The sequence below is a fragment of the Brachyspira hampsonii genome (genome assembly GCF_001746205.1).
Classification (GTDB): Bacteria; Spirochaetota; Brachyspiria; order Brachyspirales; family Brachyspiraceae; genus Brachyspira; species Brachyspira hampsonii_B.
Genome location: NZ_MDCO01000012.1, coordinates 707,989 through 726,723, shown reverse-complemented (window position 1 = coordinate 726,723; position 18,735 = coordinate 707,989). Strand labels below are relative to the sequence as shown.

The window sequence follows — 18,735 nt, the reverse complement described above, 5'->3', positions numbered from 1 at the left end:
TTACAATTTTTCTATTTCTTCTACACTTAATCCTGTATATTTTGAAATAGTATTGAAATCTATTTTATCATTTTTCATATTCCTTGCTGTTGTTATTTGGTTTTCTTTAATACCTTCTTCTTTTCCTAATCTTCGTTCTTCTTCAAGCATTATTTGATTTCCATATAGATATGCCTGTCTTTTGTCATATTCATTCATCATTAGCCTGTCTTTTATGAAGTTGTTATATCTTTTTTGTACTTCTTCCATTATAGGTTTTTCTTTAACCAATTCAGACATAATCGCCTCCTTATTATCTTTCATAGTAAAAAATTTAAGCCAGCAATTCAAATCAGGCTTGAGTAAATTATATTTAAACTTTTTTAATTCTATTATATGTATCTGCAAATGATCTGTAAGAAGTCTTTTATTGTTAGTATCATAAATCATATAGCATGAATGTATATTATCATAGTCATCTAAATTGAAATCAAGTAAATTAATACTTATTACTGGGGTAAGAGCATCATATTTTTCACCATGTTTTAATAATTTACTGTAATTAGAAGCCCAATAATATAGTATGCGTTCTGGAAACCTTGAATTGCCCTGTAATTGTATTTCTATAATAACAACGGTTCCATTTTGAGTTATGCATTTAACATCTGCAATAGTTTCTTTATCTTCATAGTTCTCCTTATAATTAAGGCGACTGCCCGCCTTTGGCGACGGAGTAAGAATTTCTACGCTTCTAAAAGTTTTCATACCAGAATCAAGCATTGTTGAATTAATAAAATCCAGTAATATAAGATTACTGTCTTTAGATGAGAATAGATATCTCACAAAATAATCATTCAATACATTAATATTTTTTGTTTCGCTCATAATTTCATTATATTATAATTTATTGTTCTTTTATTATTGCTATGCTCGAAAAAGCCTATGAGACCCTCGATAATGCTTATCGAGGCGGCTTTTTCTCACTTTATTATTTTTATGTTACAAGTAAGAGTGCCTACTTGGTCGCCTACGCCTATAATCAGCAAATAAATAAATTTATTTTCTGGCTACCCAAAGGGTACCTACTATGTGCTCGCTTTTTATTTATTTTCTAACTCTAAAATATCATTATAACCTTTTTCTCTAGCTATATCGAATACCGTCTTTTTCTCTTTGTTTACAACTGTAGTGTCTGCTCCATTCTCTATTAAAAGTTTAACAAGCTCTGTTTTTCCATTGTCAATAGCCTGAAGCAGTAAAGGATAACCATCTTCTGAAGGTGTAGGAGTATTTACATCTGCACCTTGCTCTATTAAATACTTTGCCATTTCTGTATCACTATTATAAAGAGTACTAGCCAATAATGAAATATTTACATTTGGATAGTATTCTTTAAGTTCATATTTCATAGCAGGGTCAATGCCTTTTGAAACTAAATATTTTACTATATCTAAACGGCCTGCATTAACAGCATAACGGATTAAAGGATAGCCATAACTATCATAATTTATATCAGCTCCATATTCAGCAAGCATTTTAAATTTTTCTAAATCACATTTTGATTCGTCAACTCCAATTGTTTCAAGTAATATAGGAAAAGGTTCTTCCCAGCCGTACTCGACATCTACTTCAGCACCTGCATCTAATAATTCTTTCATTATTTTTAAACTATTTTCATTTGTAGACATTACTGCTGAATGTAAAGCATCAATATTTCCTTCTCCTCTAAAATTAACATTTGCCCCTCTTTTTATAAACTCTTTTACAAGTTCTAAATCTCCCTTTGCAGAAGCTATTTTTAATGGACTATCATTATCAACATAAGTCTGATCAACATTAACACCGTAAGAAAGTAATTGAGTAACCATTTTTTTATCACCGTATTTTACTGCCATTATTAAACTTCTTTCTCCATGTTTCTCTTCCCAGCTTTTTAGAGACTCTGCATCTTTTACATTTTTAAGATCATTAAAAGCATCTAAATCCCATTCTGGTACTTCACTAATTTTTTCAGTATCAGTATTAATTTCCTCAGTATTATTATCTTCAGCATATTCGTCATTATTAGATATTTCTGTATTATTGGTATTAACAGCATTAGTATTTGCAGTTACTTCTGTATTATCAGTTTTTTTAGAATTACAGCTTATTATACTGATTAATATTAAAGCCGTTATAATTATTTTTTTCATTTAATTACTCCTTAATCATTATTTTTTATTATAATATCACAACTAAATATAAAAGTAAATAAAATACTAATTTCGATAAACTTATTATTATATATAAAAAATCTAGCTTTAAAATCTCTATCAGCTTTTAGCTGATAGACGCTCAATTTTTTATTTTTAATATAGCTGACAACTAAAGTTATCAGCTGCTCGATTTTTTATTTATTGCTGCTATGCTCGAAAAAGCCTATGATCCCCTCAATAATGACTTATCGAGGCGGCTTTTTCTCACTTTATTATTTCTCTAAAGCTGCAATCTCATCATAGCCTTCTTCTTTAGCTAAATCAAAAATTGTTTTTCCGTCTTTATCAATAACAGAAGTATCTGCACCTTTCTCTATCAAAAGTTTAAGAAGTTCAATATTTTCAGCTCTAAGGGCAATAAATATTAAAGGTAAATCAGAAACACTATCAGTTTGAGTATTAATATCAGCACCTTGCTCTATTAAATATTCTGCTATTTCTGTATTTTTATTTCCTACTGCAGCATTAAGTAATGAATAACTTTTACCTGAATATGAATAACCATTGGTATATGTCATAGCAGGGTTAACACCTTGAGAAACTAAATATTTTACTATATCAATACATTCTTGAGAAATAGCATAAGCAATTACAGGACCATACTCAAAATTTGAATAATTTATATCTGCTCCATGTTCAGTAAGAAGTTTAACCTTTTCTAAATCGCATCTTTTTATAGCAGGATATAATATATTATCTTCATTTTCTTCTTTAGTACCATAAATAATATCAGTGTCTGCTCCTGCATTTAATAATTCCTTTACTACTTCAAAATGATAATTTTTTTCAGACTCTACTGCAGAATATAAAGCATCTATATTTGCTTGATATTCTTCTCTAAAATTAACATCAGCACCTTGTTTGATAAGTTCTTTTACAAGTTTCAAATATCCATTTTCTGAAGCTAATTTTAAAGGAGTCCTATTATCATTATCATCTTTCATATTTACATCAGCACCATAAGATATTAATTCAATAGCCTTTTCTTCTGTAGGAAATTTATCAATAGCAAATACTAAAGAAGATTTACTAGGATTTTTTGACTGCCATTCATCGAAAGATTTTTTATCTTTTATAGAATCAATTTCATTAAATAATTTTTCTTCATCTTCTAACATTGTAGTTTTATATATACTCCACATATCATTAGAAGCATATCCCTGATAGATTTCATTATTATTATTATTATTTAATTCATTTTCATTATTTACTTCTGAATTATTTGTATTATTTGTTTTTTCGCTTTTACCAACTCCGCAGCTTATTATATTTATTATACCAATTAATATTAAAGCTGTTATAATTATTTTTTTCATTTAATTACTCCTCACATTATTATAATTTATTTTTCCTTTTTATAATATTTTTTTACTAAGTCAATCATTTTTTTATCCTGAATAGCCTCAGCATATTCTAAAACATTGTAGCTTTCTTTTATACTTCTGCCATAGTCATTATCAGGTTTCATTTTTATATTTAAATCAACACCATTTTTAAATAAATATTCAGCAACTTCATAATTATGTTGGTCTATAGCATGAAATATCGCAGTATAGTTTATATCATTAGGATAATAGTTCACATCAGCACCATTTTCAAGCAATGCCTTAACTATTTCTAAATTACCCTCACCTGCAGCAATTGCTATAGGAGGATAATAATCTAAAAATTTTGTATCTAAATCGGCACCATTATCTTTTAAAAGTTTAACTACTTCAGGAACAGACACTGAAAGTATAGTAGCAGGAGCAACTCCGCCATCATTTGTAGCATTTACATCGGCACCATTTTCTACTAAAAGTTTTGAAGCTTCATAAGGATTCTCTCCTGTAACTATTAAAAGAGTATTATACATTTGAATATTACAAAACTTTAGATTTTCTAAAGTTATTTGATATAGTAGAGATAGAATATAAAAGAGAAGATGGAAGTTATTATATAAAGCCATGCCTTTGTGAAATTATCAAATTAAATATTTTTGATAATGTAATTAAGCTAAGACAAATATAATAATAAGGAGTTTATATAATGACAGCATTGGGTGTTAAAAATATTGGAGAAATGCCAACTGAGGATATAGCTTACAGGAAAGATTCGTATTCCAGCATAGACTTAAAATTAGATATAGAAATGGCAGCAAAAAAACTTAATATAAAAAAACCATTCTCTGTAAATGATACTTATGTCATAGCTAATTATATTAATAATATGGAGGATTAAGATGAAGGATTTAACATGCAATATTTGTGATAAAAGAAGTTCATGCAGACAATTATGTCAGGCTATGGAAAAAACTTTAAATAATAGTATAGGCACAAATAAATCTTATTCTGAGAATACAGTTAAAGACTATAATTTATATGTAGATAACATGTACAATATTATATATACTCACGGACTTTCTGATATTGAAAATAGAGATGTAAAACGCATAATAATAGCAATATTAACAAAAGATCAAATAGAGCTATTGCAATTATATTCACAAGGCTATACACAAAAAGAAATAGGCGAAAAATTAAATGTAACTCAAAGCAGCATATCTCAAAAATTAGAGGCAATAAAGAGAGAATTAAAAACCTCACTTGTTGAGGTTATTCCTTACGTTGTTTAAATGAATTATCCTTATATTTTTTATTATAAGTATAAATAAAGATATAAGGATAAATTATGTCAAAAAATGATATAAAAGAACTTACAAAAAAAGAAACTTCATTAATAGAAAAATATATAAAACTAAAAAATGAAGAGAAAAAAAATAAAGAAAATATTGAGTCTTTATGAACAGGAGAGAATAAAAGCTGAACTTGAAGAGAAACAAAAAGAACTAGCTAAAATACAAATAGAAGAAGAAGCTAAAGCCAAACAAATGGAAGTAGAAAAAAACTACAATAATGAAAAGATGAGGCTTGAATATAATTCTCAAATGGAAAGTTGGAAAATGTCTTTGGCTCAGGCAACAGCTTCTTTAGCCCAGGCAGCAATAAACGCTATAGCCTCAGCAATGGCAGTCCCTTTCCCTGCTAATTTACTTGCTTATGCTACTTTACTTGGAATTGTAGGAAGCGGTGCTATTAATTTGGTAACAATGAACCAAGCTAAACCGCAAGAGCCTAAATACTTAGCGAGGGGCGGACTTGTCGAAAGAAGAAATGGAGGAATTAATGCTGTAATTGGAGAGGGAGCAAGCGATGAAGCGGTTATACCTCTTGAAGATAGAATACTTTCAAAAATAGGAAGTCAGATTTTTGAAGCAAGCAAAGGTGAAGATGGCAGTTATTCTGTTGATACAAAAACATCAGAAACTGTATTCAATCAGCCTGTTTATTTAATGCTTGATGGAAAGATAGTAGCAAGTACTATGCTTAATTTAAGCAAACGAGGCGTTAAGGTAGTATCACAAAGGGGAATATTATGAGGCTATTATGGAATAATATTTTTAATAATTTTGAATATACTTTCTCTAGTGAAGATGATTTTTTCCCTATTTCTAATATGTTTAATTATCAAACTCTTGAAGTTGGAAAGTTTGCAAGTGAAAGCGAAGGAAGTTTAACACTATCAGGAAACGGCATTATAAATGAAATAGCAGTATTTAATACAAATGCTCAAAAAATAAAATTAGAAATAATAAATATTAATAATGATTTGCTTACATATAATATTAGTATAATAAATAAACAAGCTATTCATAATATAGCTGCTGTAGAGTTTATAAAAGTCAAAATAACTTTTATAAAAGATGAAGATAGCAATATACTTGAATGCGGATATTTAATAATAGGTGAAGGAGTAGATTTTCCTCCTCATGATAAAAGTAAAACGCATACTATAAATTATACTCATAATCAATATTTTTCTTTAACAGGTCATTATTTTTATAGAAAACTTCCTGCTAAAAGCTATGATACTTGGAAAGTATCTTTTCCGTATCTAACTAATGATGACAGAGAAAAAATCATTAACTTTTTTGATATTAGTAATTTTGAGCCTTTTGTACTTCAAGTATGGATAGAAGAAACTATAAGCCCTGATGAGATTTTAGAATCAGAGATAGAAACAGCAAAATATAATATAAGTAAATACGGATTATCTAAATATGCAAGTAAAACAAACCCTATTACAAAAACAATAGAAAATCAAAATACAGTTAACTATACAACTATTATAAAAGATAATACATCATCTAAAGTTAAATATTATATGAAATCTGGGCTTTATGTATGTACTAATGAAGAAATAGCTTTTAAGAAAGGAAAGAATGATTTATATCAGTATTCTACAGAGCTTACATTTAGAGAGGTTAAATAATGTTTGAACTTGTTTATGAGCCTTCATGCATACCTCTTACTATTGAAGATGCGTATAAAAGACAGAATGAATTATTAAAATATACTAGATTTCTGCATACTGCATTCGAGGGTATAAAAATAGATTTCTCTAATAAAAACAATATACCATTTATAAGAAAAGGTTCTGTATGTATGTTTTGCTGTTCAATATATGAAGCTAAAAAGCATATTATATTAAAAGACAATACAAATAATGACAGTAATAAATATATATTATTAAAATTAATTAATAATGGACAAAACTTAGATGCACAAATAGTAAGCAGTTTAGACTGCTATTATAATGAAGAGCTAGGAGGTTTTTATTTGATCAACAATGAAGGAATAAGCAAGTATATTCCATTAGTAATAACAAAAAACGGATATTATGAAATAGATTATTTTGATATTATCATATAATTTCCTGAAGATAATGATAAAGTATCTGCTGATATAGATAATTTGGATCTTCCTGAAGATAATGATAAAGTATCTGCCGATATAGATGATTTAGATCTTCCTGAAGACTTAGACAATGATAAAGTATCTGCCGATATAGATGATTTAGATCTTACTGAAAACTTAGACAATGATAAAGTATCTGCTGATATAGATAATTTAGATCTTACTGAAAACTTAGACAATGATAAAGTATCTGCCGATATAGATGATTTGGGATTACCTGAAGATTTAGGAGATGATAAAGTATCTGATGATATAGATGATTTAGGATTACCTGAAGATTTAGATGATAAAGTAACTGCTGATATTGATGGTTTAGATCTTCCTGAAGATAAAGAATTGGAAGATAAAATAGCAATGGATATTAACAATGATGATTCAGAAAAAAGCAATATTCATTCAGAAAAATTACCTGTATTAGATGATTTACCTTTACCTGATAGTTTACCTAGTATAGATGAAGACAATGCAGATTTGCCTAATGAGGAATCTGATAATAATCAAAAATCTAATATAAGCAATTTAGACATTGATAATATTCAAAATAGCTTAGATGATATACTAGAAAATGAAGATTCAAATTTAGATGATATTTTATCTGATGACAAATTGGATGAAGAATCTAAAAAAGAAGAACCCCAAGACGATACAGATTTAGATGATTTATCTTTAGACAGCCTCACTCAAGATGAAGAAGAACCTAAAGATGAGGTTAAAGAAGATGCTAAAGATGAAAAAACTGAAGAAGAGCCTCATGATGATACAGATTTAGATGATTTATCTTTAGACAGCCTCACTCAAGATGAAGAAGAACCTAAAGATGAGGTTAAAGAAGACATTAAAGATGAAAAAGTTGAAGAAGAGCCTCATGATAATACTGATTTAGATGACTTATCTTTAGACAGCCTCACTCAAGATAATGGTGATGAAGAGCCTAAAGATGAGGTTAAAGAAGACACTAAAGATGAAAAAGCTGAAGAAGTGCCTCAAGACGATACAGATTTAGACGACTTATCTTTAGACAGCCTCACTCAAGATAATGGTGATGAAGAGCCTAAAGATGAGGTTAAAGAAGATACTAAAGATGAAAAAGCTGAAGAAGTGCCTCAAGACGATACAGATTTAGATGATTTATCTTTGGATAGTCTCACTCAAGATAATGGTGATGAAGAGCCTAAAGATGAGGTTAAAGAAGACACTAAAGATGAAAAAGCTGAAGAAGTGCCTCAAGACGATACAGATTTAGACGACTTATCTTTAGACAGCCTCACTCAAGATGAAGAAGAACCTAAAGACGAAGTTAAAGAAGACATTAAAGATGAAAAAGCTGAAGAAGAGACTCATGACGATATAGATTTAGATGATTTATCTTTAGATGATGCTATAGAAGAATACGGACAATCACCTAAAGATGAAGTTAAAGATGATCTGGATCTGGACGATAACATAGATCTAGACGATGATGATGTAAAAGAAGAAAATAAAAGCATTTCTAATAATATAATTACAGGAGGTACTACTCTTCCATCTCCTGATACAGCTAATAATCTGCCGGCTTCTAAATATGAGGATGTGGATAAAGATGTAGATACTGATAAAGTTATCAATGCTATAAAACATCTTCCTTCTATCACACAATATCATGTTTTAGATGCCATACTTAATGAGAAATTAGACAGAATCTCTATGGAATCTTTGCTTAATGCCTTAGAAAGAGGAGAGTCTAATGAAAACATTACAGAATTATTAAATAAAGAATTAGGTTTAAGCCTTAAAGAAGAAGGCAATAAAAATGTATTAGAACTTATACCTATACCTAATTCATTAAAAGATTATGCTAAAATAATAAGAGTTGCGGCTGTATTTTTAATATTATTTGTAGCTTTAGTGATTTTATCTTTCCAATTTATTTATAAACCTGTAATGGCAAATAAATACTATAATCAAGGTTTATTAAGCATATCAAAGGGAGCTTATGATGATGCTGAGAGAAACTTTGCCGAAGGTGAAAGATTAAAACCAAAACAGATAAAATGGTATAATAAATATGCAAGGGCTTATATTGACAGAGAAACTTTCAATGATGCTCTTAAAAAAATACAGGCTGCTTTAGATATTAAGCCTAGAGATTTTGAAACTAGAATAACTTTCGGATACTATTATAGAAAGAAAGGAGAAAAAGAATTATCATTAGAAGACTATACATTAGGCGAAGAATTGTATAATAATATGTTAGTTTATACTGAAAAGAAAAAAGAAAAAGAAACTATATATGATGAACGCGGTCTTCTCATGATAAGCAGAGCCAAAAATTTACTAGAGCCTGACTATTATGATATAGCTTATAATAATTATAGAGATATGGTTAATTTCTTTGGAGATGGTGTAATTCCTAGAAAAAGAGCTATGCTTATAAAAATTTATCAGGATAATTATGAGCAGGTAAAAGCACTTCAAAATCATATAAACTTATTGAAAAAAGATTATATTGATGATGAAGTTTATCCTAAATTAGCCAAATACTTACTTGATAAAGATGATTTTTACGGCTCAAGAATACTGTTTGAAAATCTATTAGCTGCATATCCTAATAATTTGGAATCTATAGTAGGTTATGCTGATTATGAAACAAGATTAAAGCATTATGACAGAGCTATGGAAATACTTAATACAGCAGCACTTCCTTTATATGAATCTAATCCTTTCTATAGAGGAAAAGAATATGTATATAATATGTTAGGTCAAATATATTATAATTTAGGTGAATATGGAAATGCAGTTAAAAACTTTAATGAGGCTTTAGCTATTAATTCAATATACCCTGATGCTAATTATAATTTGGCTAATGTTTATTTCTATAGAGAAAAAGATTATGAAAAGGCAAAACAGCATTATCAAACAGCTTATGATAATTTAGCACCTAATCTTAGAAGCGATAAACTTTTATATAATTTGTCTTGGATATATTATTCAGATGAAGAATATGACAGAGCATTTGAAGGATTCAATGCATTATTCCAAAAAAATCCTAGCAACAGTGTTGTTTCTTATGCTTTAGGAAATTCGCTTTTACATTTGGATAAAGCTAATTTAGCCAATGGATTCTACAGAAATGCTTTAAGTCAGGTATTATCTAAGAGAGACAGATTAGGCAGATTGGAAATGCGTACAGAAGGAGATTTTATACTTGTGAGTTATTTAGCAAGCCTTTACAATAATATAGGTGTTTCTTATGCTTACAACGCTAATATTACAAATACTATTGTTAATGAACAGGAAGCATTTAAATATTTTGTATTAGCAAGCGAATATTTTGATCAGATAAGAACTTCAAATATAGATTTAGAAAGAATAGAAAAAAGAACCATACTTGTTGATAATCAAAATATAGGGGCAGCTGCTTATAATATAATGGCGGTACAAGGAAAAAGAAATTTGAAGCAGACAGCTGTTATAGATGATTATATACCAAAAGATATGTATTATGTCAGATAAAACAATAAAAAAGCAGAGATTTGATAGTCTCTGCTTTTTTATTGTTATTTGATAAAAATATAAAATAATATTATAAATTTCTAAGATGAACCTTACCATTCATATCTATAGTTTTATTTCCTTTTTTATACATTATAAATAGATAATTAAATCCTCTCAAATAAAAATTATTTTCTGCCGCCGCTATATGATAATTACCTTTATTAAGTGTCTTATTATGACGAACAACCGATATAATATCTATAGGCATAAAATATTTATTCATAATTTCAAAAAGTTTAAAACCAATAGGCATAAAAGGAAATCCCTTTTCATAGGAATCAGATACATATAAAGCCATATACCTATCTTTTTTCATTATTCTAAATATTTCATTTATCACTTTTTCCATAGCTTCATAATATTCATTTTCTCTTGCAGTTAATTTCCCAATACAGTTCTTTTCATCAGAATAATTTATATGTGTACTGTAAGGCGGATCTATAAATACAAAATCTGCCTTTTCATCTTCTATTGGTATTTTTCTGGCATCAGCTTTAAAAATATCTTTCCTCTGCAATGCTTTCGGATTTATATCATATCCTAAAGCTCTCCTTCCTAGTTCTCTTGCTACATCAACAGTAGTACCGCTTCCTGCCATAGGATCAACAACTAAATCTTTTTCTTTAGTATATCTGTTTAGAAGATTCCAAATTATATATGAAGGTGTTGCTCCTATATAATGTTTATGTTTTTCTTCTTCACTTTTTAAATACTGCTGAGAAGGATAATCCCATAAAGTGGTAGTTTGTAACTCTAACTTTTTTTTCATATTTTATTCGCTTTATAAATAATATATTATCAGCATTTAAAATAAATACTGAATAAAAAAATTGCTTGTTAAAAATAAATACTTTGATATTATATAACAGTAAATATTATTTGGTTATTATAAATGAAAAAAAGAATTAAAGCTATAATATGTTCTGCTATTTCTCTGATATTTGGAGGAATAGGAATACAAAAATTTTATTTAGGTCAGACTAAAAGAGGGATATTGTATGTTCTATTCTGTTGGACAGGCATACCATATTTGCTTTGCATTATAGATTTAGTAAGATTTATATTTATGAGTGAAGAAGACTTTAATATTACATACAATAAAAAATATATAGAAACTATAGATTATGAAAATAATAATGAAAGTTACAGCAATAAATTTGATGATGCTATAGATGCTGAATATACTTATGTTGATGATGAAAAAGAAAATCATGATAATCAAGAAAATACAGAAGAAAATATTATTATTAATAAGGCATTAGAATATTATAAACTAATTAATGAAGCATCAATTTCTATAAAGGACTATAATTTTTCATCTAAAGTTAAACATTTAAATAGCTTATTTAAAAGCATTATTGATAAATCATGCGGTCTAAAGAAAAATGAAAGACCTAAAAAAGAGCTTGATAGAATGCTTCAGTACAATATACCTACAACATTAAAACTTATTAATTCATATATAGATTTATCATTATCAAATACATCAGATTTAAATAATATTAAAGCTGATATAACAGAATCTATAGAATCAGTAATAATATATTTAAATAAAGTATTAGAAAATATACAAAAAGATGATATTATGGATATAACAAGCGATATAGATGTACTTAAAGCAGAATTAAAAAAAGACGGTTATGTTTAAGGAGATAATAAAGTGGATAGCGATGGAGTATATAAGAGAGTTAACATAAATAAAGTTATTAAAAATATTCAGAAAAATAATAATGATATAACTGAAAGCAAAGCACAGGAAATAGCGTATATCATGATAAAGGAACTTAATAAAAAAGTTTCTGATATGGTTCAGGACTTTGAAAACGGAGAAGGAGATTTTATGGCATGCTATTTTGATGCTATAGATAAAAAATAATAATAAAAATTCTTATTAAACAATATATAAGAAGTTTTTATGCCGTAAAAGTATATTTTATTGTATTGACTTTTTATTTTTCAATGATAAAAAATTAATAAACATATAACAAGATAGGAGGATTTAATTATGTCATTATCAGATGATATCAAATCAGGATTTTATTCAAGCATTGGTATGATGCTTAAAGGAAAAGAAAAATTGGAAGAAGCAGCACGTGAATTTATTAAAGATAAGAATGTCAGTGCTGAAGAAGGAGAAAAATTTGTAAAAGAAATGGTTAATAAAGCCAATGAAACTAAAGAAGATATTTCACAATTCATAGATGAAAGAGTAAAAAAAGCTATTGACAAAATGGGATATGTGAAAAAAGACGAATATGATGCTATGAGAAAAGAATTAGATGAACTAAAACAGTCCATCAAAAAAGATGAACAATAATCTAATTTTTGATAATTATGAGGAGTTTTAATTATTTTTTATAAATAAAAAAACTCCTTATTTTATAAAAATGATGAGTTTATTAAAGTTTGGGTGATTAAGTAATATGAATAACATAAAATCTATAAACAGAGCTAGAGAAATTATCTCTATAATAATAGCTTACGGATTCAGAGATATTATAGCTATAACTCCTATATTAAAAATAATAAAAAATCCAATAAATAAAATTAATATAAAATATAAAGGAATTGATTTAAGAAAATACAGCAAAGCCGAAAGAATCAGAATGGCTTGCGAAGAGTTAGGAACTACATTCATTAAGTTAGGGCAAATACTTTCAAATAGAAATGATATACTTTCAAAAGATATTACAACTGAATTAAGCAAACTGCAAAATCATGTGAAACCTTTTGATGAAAATATTGCTAAAAGTATTATAGAAGAAGAACTTGGAGGGAAAATAGAAGATTTTTTTGAATCATTTGAATTAACACCTAAAGCAAGTGCTTCTATATCTCAGGTTCATACTGCTGTATTAAAAAATGGAGAAAAAGTAGCTATAAAAGTAAAAAGACCTAATATAGAAGAAAATATACTTACAGATATAGAAATTATAGTATGGCTTTCAAACATAATAGAAAGATATAATGAAGAATTTGCATTAATGCAGCCTCAAAAATTGATAGCGGCATTTAAATCTCAGCTTATTCAGGAATTAGATTTTAACTTTGAAAAAAATAATACTCTAAAATTTGCCAAATTCTTTGAAAATAATAAAAATATAAAAATAGCAAAAATATACAATGAATACAGTACAAAAAACATATTAACTATGGAATATATAGAAGGAATAAAAATCTCTGATATTGAAGAAAACGATACTAGATATGACAGAAAAAAACTTGTTTCCATAGGTATAGATGCTGTATTGGAACAGATATTTATGTTAGGCTTTTTCCATGCAGATCCGCATCCGGGTAATTTAATGGCTTTAGAAAATAATGTATTATGTTTTTTAGATTTTGGTATGATAGGATTTATTCCACCTAACTCTAAAGATGCTTTTTCTTCTTTGATTATGAGTATAAGTTCTGCCGATTATTTGGAATTATCTAAATCAATACTTGATTTATGCTATCATGGTGAAATAAATAATATCGATGAATTTAATATGGCTATATTTATATTGGTGAGTAAATATGTAGATATGCCTTTGGATAATATAAATATAGAAGATGTATTCAATGAACTTATAGGTATAATAAGAGAATTTCGTTTAACTTTGCCTAGCAATATCATGCTTTTAATAAAATCTTTGATAGTTCTTGAGGGAGTTGCTAGAAATTTAGATAAAGATGTTAAATTAATAGAACATATTAAGCCATTTGCATTCAGATATGTTAAAGAACAAATGAAGCCTAATAATTTATTAAAACAGATTAAAAAGCTGCTATATGATTACAGCTATATAATAAAAGAATTTCCGTCTGACTTGGAGAATTTACTATCAGTTATAAAGAAAGGCAGTGTAAAAGTTCAGATGGAGCATAAAAATCTAGAATCATTATCTTCTACTTTAGATGGATTAGCAGATAGATTAAGCTATTCTATAGTTTTAGCTTCTTTAATACTAGCAAGTGCTTTAATAATAACAAGTAAAATGCCTCCCCTTTTTCATGGAACATCTGTTATAGGAATGATAGGATTTGCCTTGTCAGCAATAATGGGATTCATTATGATTATAAGCAGATTTATAAATAAGTATGTGAAGAAGAAATAATTAATACTAATAAATAAAAAAGCCCCTTTAATAGGGGCTTAAAAATGCTCCGAGAACAGGGCTCGAACCTGCGACCCGGTGATTAACAGTCACCTGCTCTACCGACTGAGCTATCTCGGATTATCATTTAATGTTTAAGTATTATAGCATAAGCAAAAAAAATGTCAATAGATAAAACATATTTTTTTATTTATAAACACTAAAATATTCTAATATTTCCTGATATTTTTTTGAATTATTTCCAGATAAAACAAGATACTTATTTAAATATTCATATACATTTTTTCCATATTCCTGCTCTTTTTCTGCATCATTTTTCTTCACAGCAGCATCAAATTTTCTTTTATAAATAGATGCTAATTGATAATTAGAATTGGGATCTGCTCTCAACTCCAATGCTTTTTTATATAATTCAATAATTTTATCTTCTTTAAACTCTTTAGTTAAATATATAGCACCGTACATATATACATCGCCCAATTTCGGATATGAAGGATGCTGCTTTAATGCCGCCATTCCTTTAGAATCTAATATATTTATATATGCTTTTAATCTTATATAAGAATTCATACTGCCGTCAAACTTAGATAATGTAGTAGAATATCCTGCAGCCTTATCTAATTCCTGATCTTTACTAGGTGTTATAGGTACTACAAAATTTTCTTGAGAAAATGCTATAACATTGCATATAAACAGTAGAAATATAATTATTTTCTTCATTAATTCTCCAATTTTTAATATATATGGTATTTAATATTATCGTAATAATTAAAATCTAGTAAAACTAAAAAAGTAAAAAACTAAATTTAATTCTTGACAATAAAAGTATTTGTTCTATAATATTTTTGTAAAATATAAATTTATGGAGAAATTTTATGGCCACTAAAAAAACAGAAAAAGCATCTGAAAAAACTGCTGATAAAAAAACAGAAACTTCAAAAAAAGCTGCTGTAAAAAAAGCAGAAGGCACTTCAAAAAAAGCTACTGTAAAATCAGCTGCCGCTAAGAAAACTACTGCCAAAAAAGTACAATCAAAGAAAAAATCTGAAAAAGAAATAGAAAAAGAGATAAAAGAAATAAAAGAAGAAGCCAGAAAAGATGAATATATACCTGATGAAGTTGATATAGTAAGAGAATTGCCGGATAGATATAAAGAAACAAAATTAGTGCTTATGATGCGTGATCCTGAATGGTGTTTTTTCTATTGGGATATATCCGATGAAGATATAAATTACCATTCTTTAAAAGGAAAAAGAATATCTGTAAGAATATTCCATGTATTTGGTTATGATATTACTAATGGAGAAATTCATAAAGAAATAGAAGTTAATTATATTTATGGTGATAGATATGTTAATTTGGCTATGCCTCATGCATATTTTATAGGCGAACTTGGATACTATGATGAAAATAACAGATTTATAGTATTAGCTAGAAGTAATATGATTTATGCTCCTAGAGATTCTATGAGCAATGTTTATGATGAAGAATGGATGGTTAATGAAGAGATCATCAAACTCTTAAAATCGCCTAAAGCTTTAAGAGAAAGCTTATCATCTGCTACAATATTTGAACTTATAGATTTAAGAAGAAATCATTTGGCAGCTTCTTCTTCATCTTCGCTTTTTATGAAAAAAAATTAAAAATAATCAGCGGTATTAATTGATAAAATTACAATATTAATTTTTCTGTTTTTGCAATTATTGGACTCTATAAATTAAATATTAATTAATGCCGCTAAAAATAATATATAAAGCGGTGAATCTATCAATATAGAAAATAAATGTCTGCTTGTTATTATCTTCTTTTTCATCACAACAAATGAAATTATACTGCTGTATATAATTGGAATACAATATTTCAATTTATTAATCTCTAATGGGAATTTGCCTATTATAATACCCGCTAGCATAAACAAAGCTAAAACAATAGGTATTATACCTGTTATAAATGCTAATTTATTAGAATCTATATATGTAGTTAAAGTTACAGCACCTGCAATTTTATCACTTTGAGAAAATTTTATTTCAATTAAAGCCTGTCTTATAAACATAAATAAAAATACTGTCAATATAGAAAATAAATATAAAAACGGTTTTTCTTTTAATATATTTCTATGCATAATAAATATTGAACCATTTAATAATACAGTAACAGCAACAGATATTACTATGGCTTTAAAAGGTATGAGTTTTTTAAATAACCTGAAGAAAAAAGAACTTTCAAATCTTGATTTATTTTCAAAACTAATATTATATCCCATTCCAAGCAAACTCGAAAGAATTGAAAGCATCAATATTCCCACATTAATCTTATAGGCAAAATAAAACATAAGAACAGCACTCATCAATATTAAAAATCTAAAAAATATCTTATACTCTTGATAAAATAAATATCTTCTTTTATCGCTTATCTTTATAGTATAATTACTATACCCATTTTCTAAACTCATATATAAATAGTACAAAGATATTATAATGCCTATTTGATATTGAAAAGGCTGAGATAATATATCATATATAGCATAAGACATCAAAAAAGCACCTACAGAAAAGAATATATAACCGTAATTTAGAAAGTCAAATATCCTTGACATAAACCTAACAAAATTACCGGCATATCTATCTTTTATAGTTTGAGCTATATCCTCTATAAGCCAATCAGGAGTAGATGCTCCAGCCATTATACCTATATTTTTATAGTTTGATAAATCAATTTTATCCAAATCCTCTTTATATTCCACATAAAATGCAGGCTTAATAGCTACTGCTATATTATATAAATTTCTAGTATTTGAACTTTCAGAACCGCCTATTACAAGTACAACATCATTTCTCTTTGCTATTTCTAATACTTCATTTTGTCTTTGATCCGTAGCTGAACATATAGTATTTTTAATAATTATTTCTGTATCTTTATATTTATTTTGTATTTGATTTACATACTTGTCAAAAACAGATTTCTGCAAAGTAGTCTGAGCAACGATTAAAGCTTTTTTAGAATCATTTGGAAGTTTATTTAAATCCTCATCTTTATAAACAACATAAACATCATCAGCATATCCGCATACGCCTATAATTTCAGGATGTGAAGGATTTCCTATTACTATAACTCTATATCCTAAAGAGCTATATTTTTTTACAAGTCCTTGAATTTTAGCAACATATTTACATGTAAGATTTACTATTTTTTTGGCATGACTTGAAAGAGCCTCTCTTCTTTGAGGCGATATACCATGAGCTCTTACAATAACAGTTTTTCCATCTAAAATAGACATATCCTCATCATCTTCATAAGTTTTTACACCGACATTTTCCAACATATCAAGAGTTTGAGGATTATGTATTAAATGTCCATCTATATATATTTCATTGTCTTTTTTAGAAGCCTGAGAGAAAGTATTTTCTACAGCATACTTCACACCGTCACAGAAACCAGCAAATTTACCTATATCTACATTCATTTGTTTATAATTTTTTATAAGGAATAATAATATTATTATTTAGCTTTAGAAATTTTATTGCCTTTAATACATTTAGTACAAACTAAAGCTTTTTTTACAGAACCATTTACTTCTATTTTTACATTTTGTAAGTTAGCATTAAAAGAGCGTTTAGTCTTTATATTAGAATGGCTTACACTATGACCATTTTGCTTACCTTTACCGCATATTTCACATACTCTTGCCATTTTTTCCTCCAAAAAAATAATATTATTTAGTTTACAATTATAATGCAGTGATTATATATTAAAAAATGATTTTAGTCAATGATTTATTAAAATTATTTTTTATTATTATATGTTATGCTTATAATCATCAAATAAATTTATTTAGCTGATGGATTGTCTTATTTCTTAGCTTTTAATATTTAAATAATATTATATAAAAAATTATATAAAAACAATTTTATAAAACAATTCATACCTTTCATAAAAATTATGATAATTTCATAGTATATTACTATTTTTTTTATGAAATTAGTTTACAAAAAAACTATTAATGATGTATAATATAAATAATGCACACGGTTGCAAAAGTTAATCTAAGGTTTAATTAAAATTATTTAATAT

Annotated in this window: 17 protein-coding genes, 1 tRNA gene and 2 pseudogenes; 11 read left to right on the top strand and 9 right to left on the bottom strand. The window is 27.2% G+C overall.

All coding sequences use genetic code 11. The features are described 5' to 3' along the window. From BFL38_RS12235 to BFL38_RS12220, 4 genes and pseudogenes are all read right to left on the bottom strand, one after another. Nucleotides 1–864 carry an Rpn family recombination-promoting nuclease/putative transposase gene (locus BFL38_RS12235; RefSeq protein WP_069727295.1) on the bottom strand — a complete coding sequence of 288 codons (864 nt, stop codon included), beginning with the start codon at nt 862–864 and terminating at the stop codon, nt 1–3. 215 nt (nt 865–1,079) lie between these two features. Beyond that, on the bottom strand, nt 1,080–2,171 hold the full coding sequence (locus BFL38_RS12230) for an ankyrin repeat domain-containing protein (protein ID WP_069727294.1): 1,092 nt from the start codon (nt 2,169–2,171) through the stop codon (nt 1,080–1,082). Nucleotides 2,172–2,446: 275 nt separating this feature from the next. Continuing rightward, nucleotides 2,447–3,550, bottom strand: a complete 1,104-nt coding sequence (locus BFL38_RS12225; RefSeq protein ID WP_069727293.1) for an ankyrin repeat domain-containing protein — start codon at nt 3,548–3,550, stop codon at nt 2,447–2,449. A gap of 26 nt (nt 3,551–3,576) precedes the next feature. Further along, a pseudogene (locus BFL38_RS12220) lies at nt 3,577–4,077 on the bottom strand (ankyrin repeat domain-containing protein); the annotation flags it as partial. 185 nt (nt 4,078–4,262) lie between these two features. On the opposite strand from BFL38_RS12220, the gene BFL38_RS12215 reads away from it, so the two are divergent. From BFL38_RS12215 to flcA, 6 genes and pseudogenes are all read left to right on the top strand, one after another. After that, nucleotides 4,263–4,454, top strand: a complete 192-nt coding sequence (locus BFL38_RS12215; RefSeq protein ID WP_069727292.1) for a hypothetical protein — start codon at nt 4,263–4,265, stop codon at nt 4,452–4,454. Between the two features lies 1 nt (nt 4,455). After that, nucleotides 4,456–4,848 carry a LuxR C-terminal-related transcriptional regulator gene (locus BFL38_RS12210; protein ID WP_069727291.1) on the top strand — a complete coding sequence of 131 codons (393 nt, stop codon included), beginning with the start codon at nt 4,456–4,458 and terminating at the stop codon, nt 4,846–4,848. Between the two features lie 156 nt (nt 4,849–5,004). Beyond that, nucleotides 5,005–5,652: pseudogene (locus BFL38_RS12205) on the top strand (phage tail tape measure protein); the annotation flags it as partial. After that, the gene (locus BFL38_RS12200) at nt 5,649–6,545 is read left to right on the top strand and encodes a hypothetical protein (RefSeq protein ID WP_069727289.1); all 897 of its coding nucleotides are present in this window, start codon (nt 5,649–5,651) and stop codon (nt 6,543–6,545) included. The pseudogene BFL38_RS12205 and the gene BFL38_RS12200, both read left to right, overlap by 4 nt. Then, nucleotides 6,545–6,985 (top strand): hypothetical protein, encoded by a 441-nt coding sequence (locus BFL38_RS12195; RefSeq protein ID WP_069727288.1) that lies wholly within the window; start codon nt 6,545–6,547, stop codon nt 6,983–6,985. The genes BFL38_RS12200 and BFL38_RS12195 overlap by 1 nt, the downstream gene beginning before the upstream one ends. Before the next feature lie 42 nt (nt 6,986–7,027). Further along, a complete protein-coding gene (gene flcA / locus BFL38_RS12190; RefSeq protein WP_069727287.1) occupies nt 7,028–10,522 on the top strand; it encodes a periplasmic flagellar collar protein FlcA in 3,495 nt (1,164 codons plus the stop codon). A 70-nt stretch (nt 10,523–10,592) separates the two neighbouring features. On the opposite strand, the gene BFL38_RS12185 is transcribed toward flcA, so the two are convergent. Then, a complete protein-coding gene (locus BFL38_RS12185) occupies nt 10,593–11,333 on the bottom strand; it encodes a DNA methyltransferase (RefSeq protein WP_069727286.1) in 741 nt (246 codons plus the stop codon). 123 nt (nt 11,334–11,456) lie between these two features. Between BFL38_RS12185 and BFL38_RS12180 the strand changes: the two genes are divergently transcribed. From BFL38_RS12180 to BFL38_RS12165, 4 genes are all read left to right on the top strand, one after another. Further along, nucleotides 11,457–12,212, top strand: coding sequence for a TM2 domain-containing protein (locus BFL38_RS12180; RefSeq protein WP_069727285.1), 756 nt, complete (start codon nt 11,457–11,459; stop codon nt 12,210–12,212). Nucleotides 12,213–12,224: 12 nt separating this feature from the next. Then, a complete protein-coding gene (locus BFL38_RS12175; RefSeq protein WP_069727284.1) occupies nt 12,225–12,440 on the top strand; it encodes a hypothetical protein in 216 nt (71 codons plus the stop codon). Nucleotides 12,441–12,569: 129 nt separating this feature from the next. Further along, the gene (locus BFL38_RS12170) at nt 12,570–12,881 is read left to right on the top strand and encodes a phasin family protein (protein WP_069727283.1); all 312 of its coding nucleotides are present in this window, start codon (nt 12,570–12,572) and stop codon (nt 12,879–12,881) included. A gap of 106 nt (nt 12,882–12,987) precedes the next feature. Next, nucleotides 12,988–14,664 (top strand): ABC1 kinase family protein, encoded by a 1,677-nt coding sequence (locus BFL38_RS12165; protein WP_069727282.1) that lies wholly within the window; start codon nt 12,988–12,990, stop codon nt 14,662–14,664. 47 nt (nt 14,665–14,711) lie between these two features. Here the strand turns inward: BFL38_RS12165 and BFL38_RS12160 are convergent. Next, a tRNA-Asn gene (locus tag BFL38_RS12160) sits at nt 14,712–14,784 on the bottom strand. A gap of 66 nt (nt 14,785–14,850) precedes the next feature. Continuing rightward, the gene (locus BFL38_RS12155) at nt 14,851–15,384 is read right to left on the bottom strand and encodes a hypothetical protein (RefSeq protein ID WP_069727281.1); all 534 of its coding nucleotides are present in this window, start codon (nt 15,382–15,384) and stop codon (nt 14,851–14,853) included. A gap of 155 nt (nt 15,385–15,539) precedes the next feature. On the opposite strand from BFL38_RS12155, the gene BFL38_RS12150 reads away from it, so the two are divergent. Next, nucleotides 15,540–16,307 carry a DUF4912 domain-containing protein gene (locus tag BFL38_RS12150; protein ID WP_069727280.1) on the top strand — a complete coding sequence of 256 codons (768 nt, stop codon included), beginning with the start codon at nt 15,540–15,542 and terminating at the stop codon, nt 16,305–16,307. A 74-nt stretch (nt 16,308–16,381) separates the two neighbouring features. Here the strand turns inward: BFL38_RS12150 and ispH are convergent, their stop codons facing one another. Together ispH and rpmB are read right to left on the bottom strand one after the other, a co-directional pair. Further along, on the bottom strand, nt 16,382–18,127 hold the full coding sequence (gene ispH / locus BFL38_RS12145; RefSeq protein ID WP_069727279.1) for a 4-hydroxy-3-methylbut-2-enyl diphosphate reductase: 1,746 nt from the start codon (nt 18,125–18,127) through the stop codon (nt 16,382–16,384). A 35-nt stretch (nt 18,128–18,162) separates the two neighbouring features. Then, nucleotides 18,163–18,354 carry a 50S ribosomal protein L28 gene (rpmB, locus tag BFL38_RS12140; protein ID WP_008727936.1) on the bottom strand — a complete coding sequence of 64 codons (192 nt, stop codon included), beginning with the start codon at nt 18,352–18,354 and terminating at the stop codon, nt 18,163–18,165. Nucleotides 18,355–18,735: the final 381 nt, after the last annotated feature.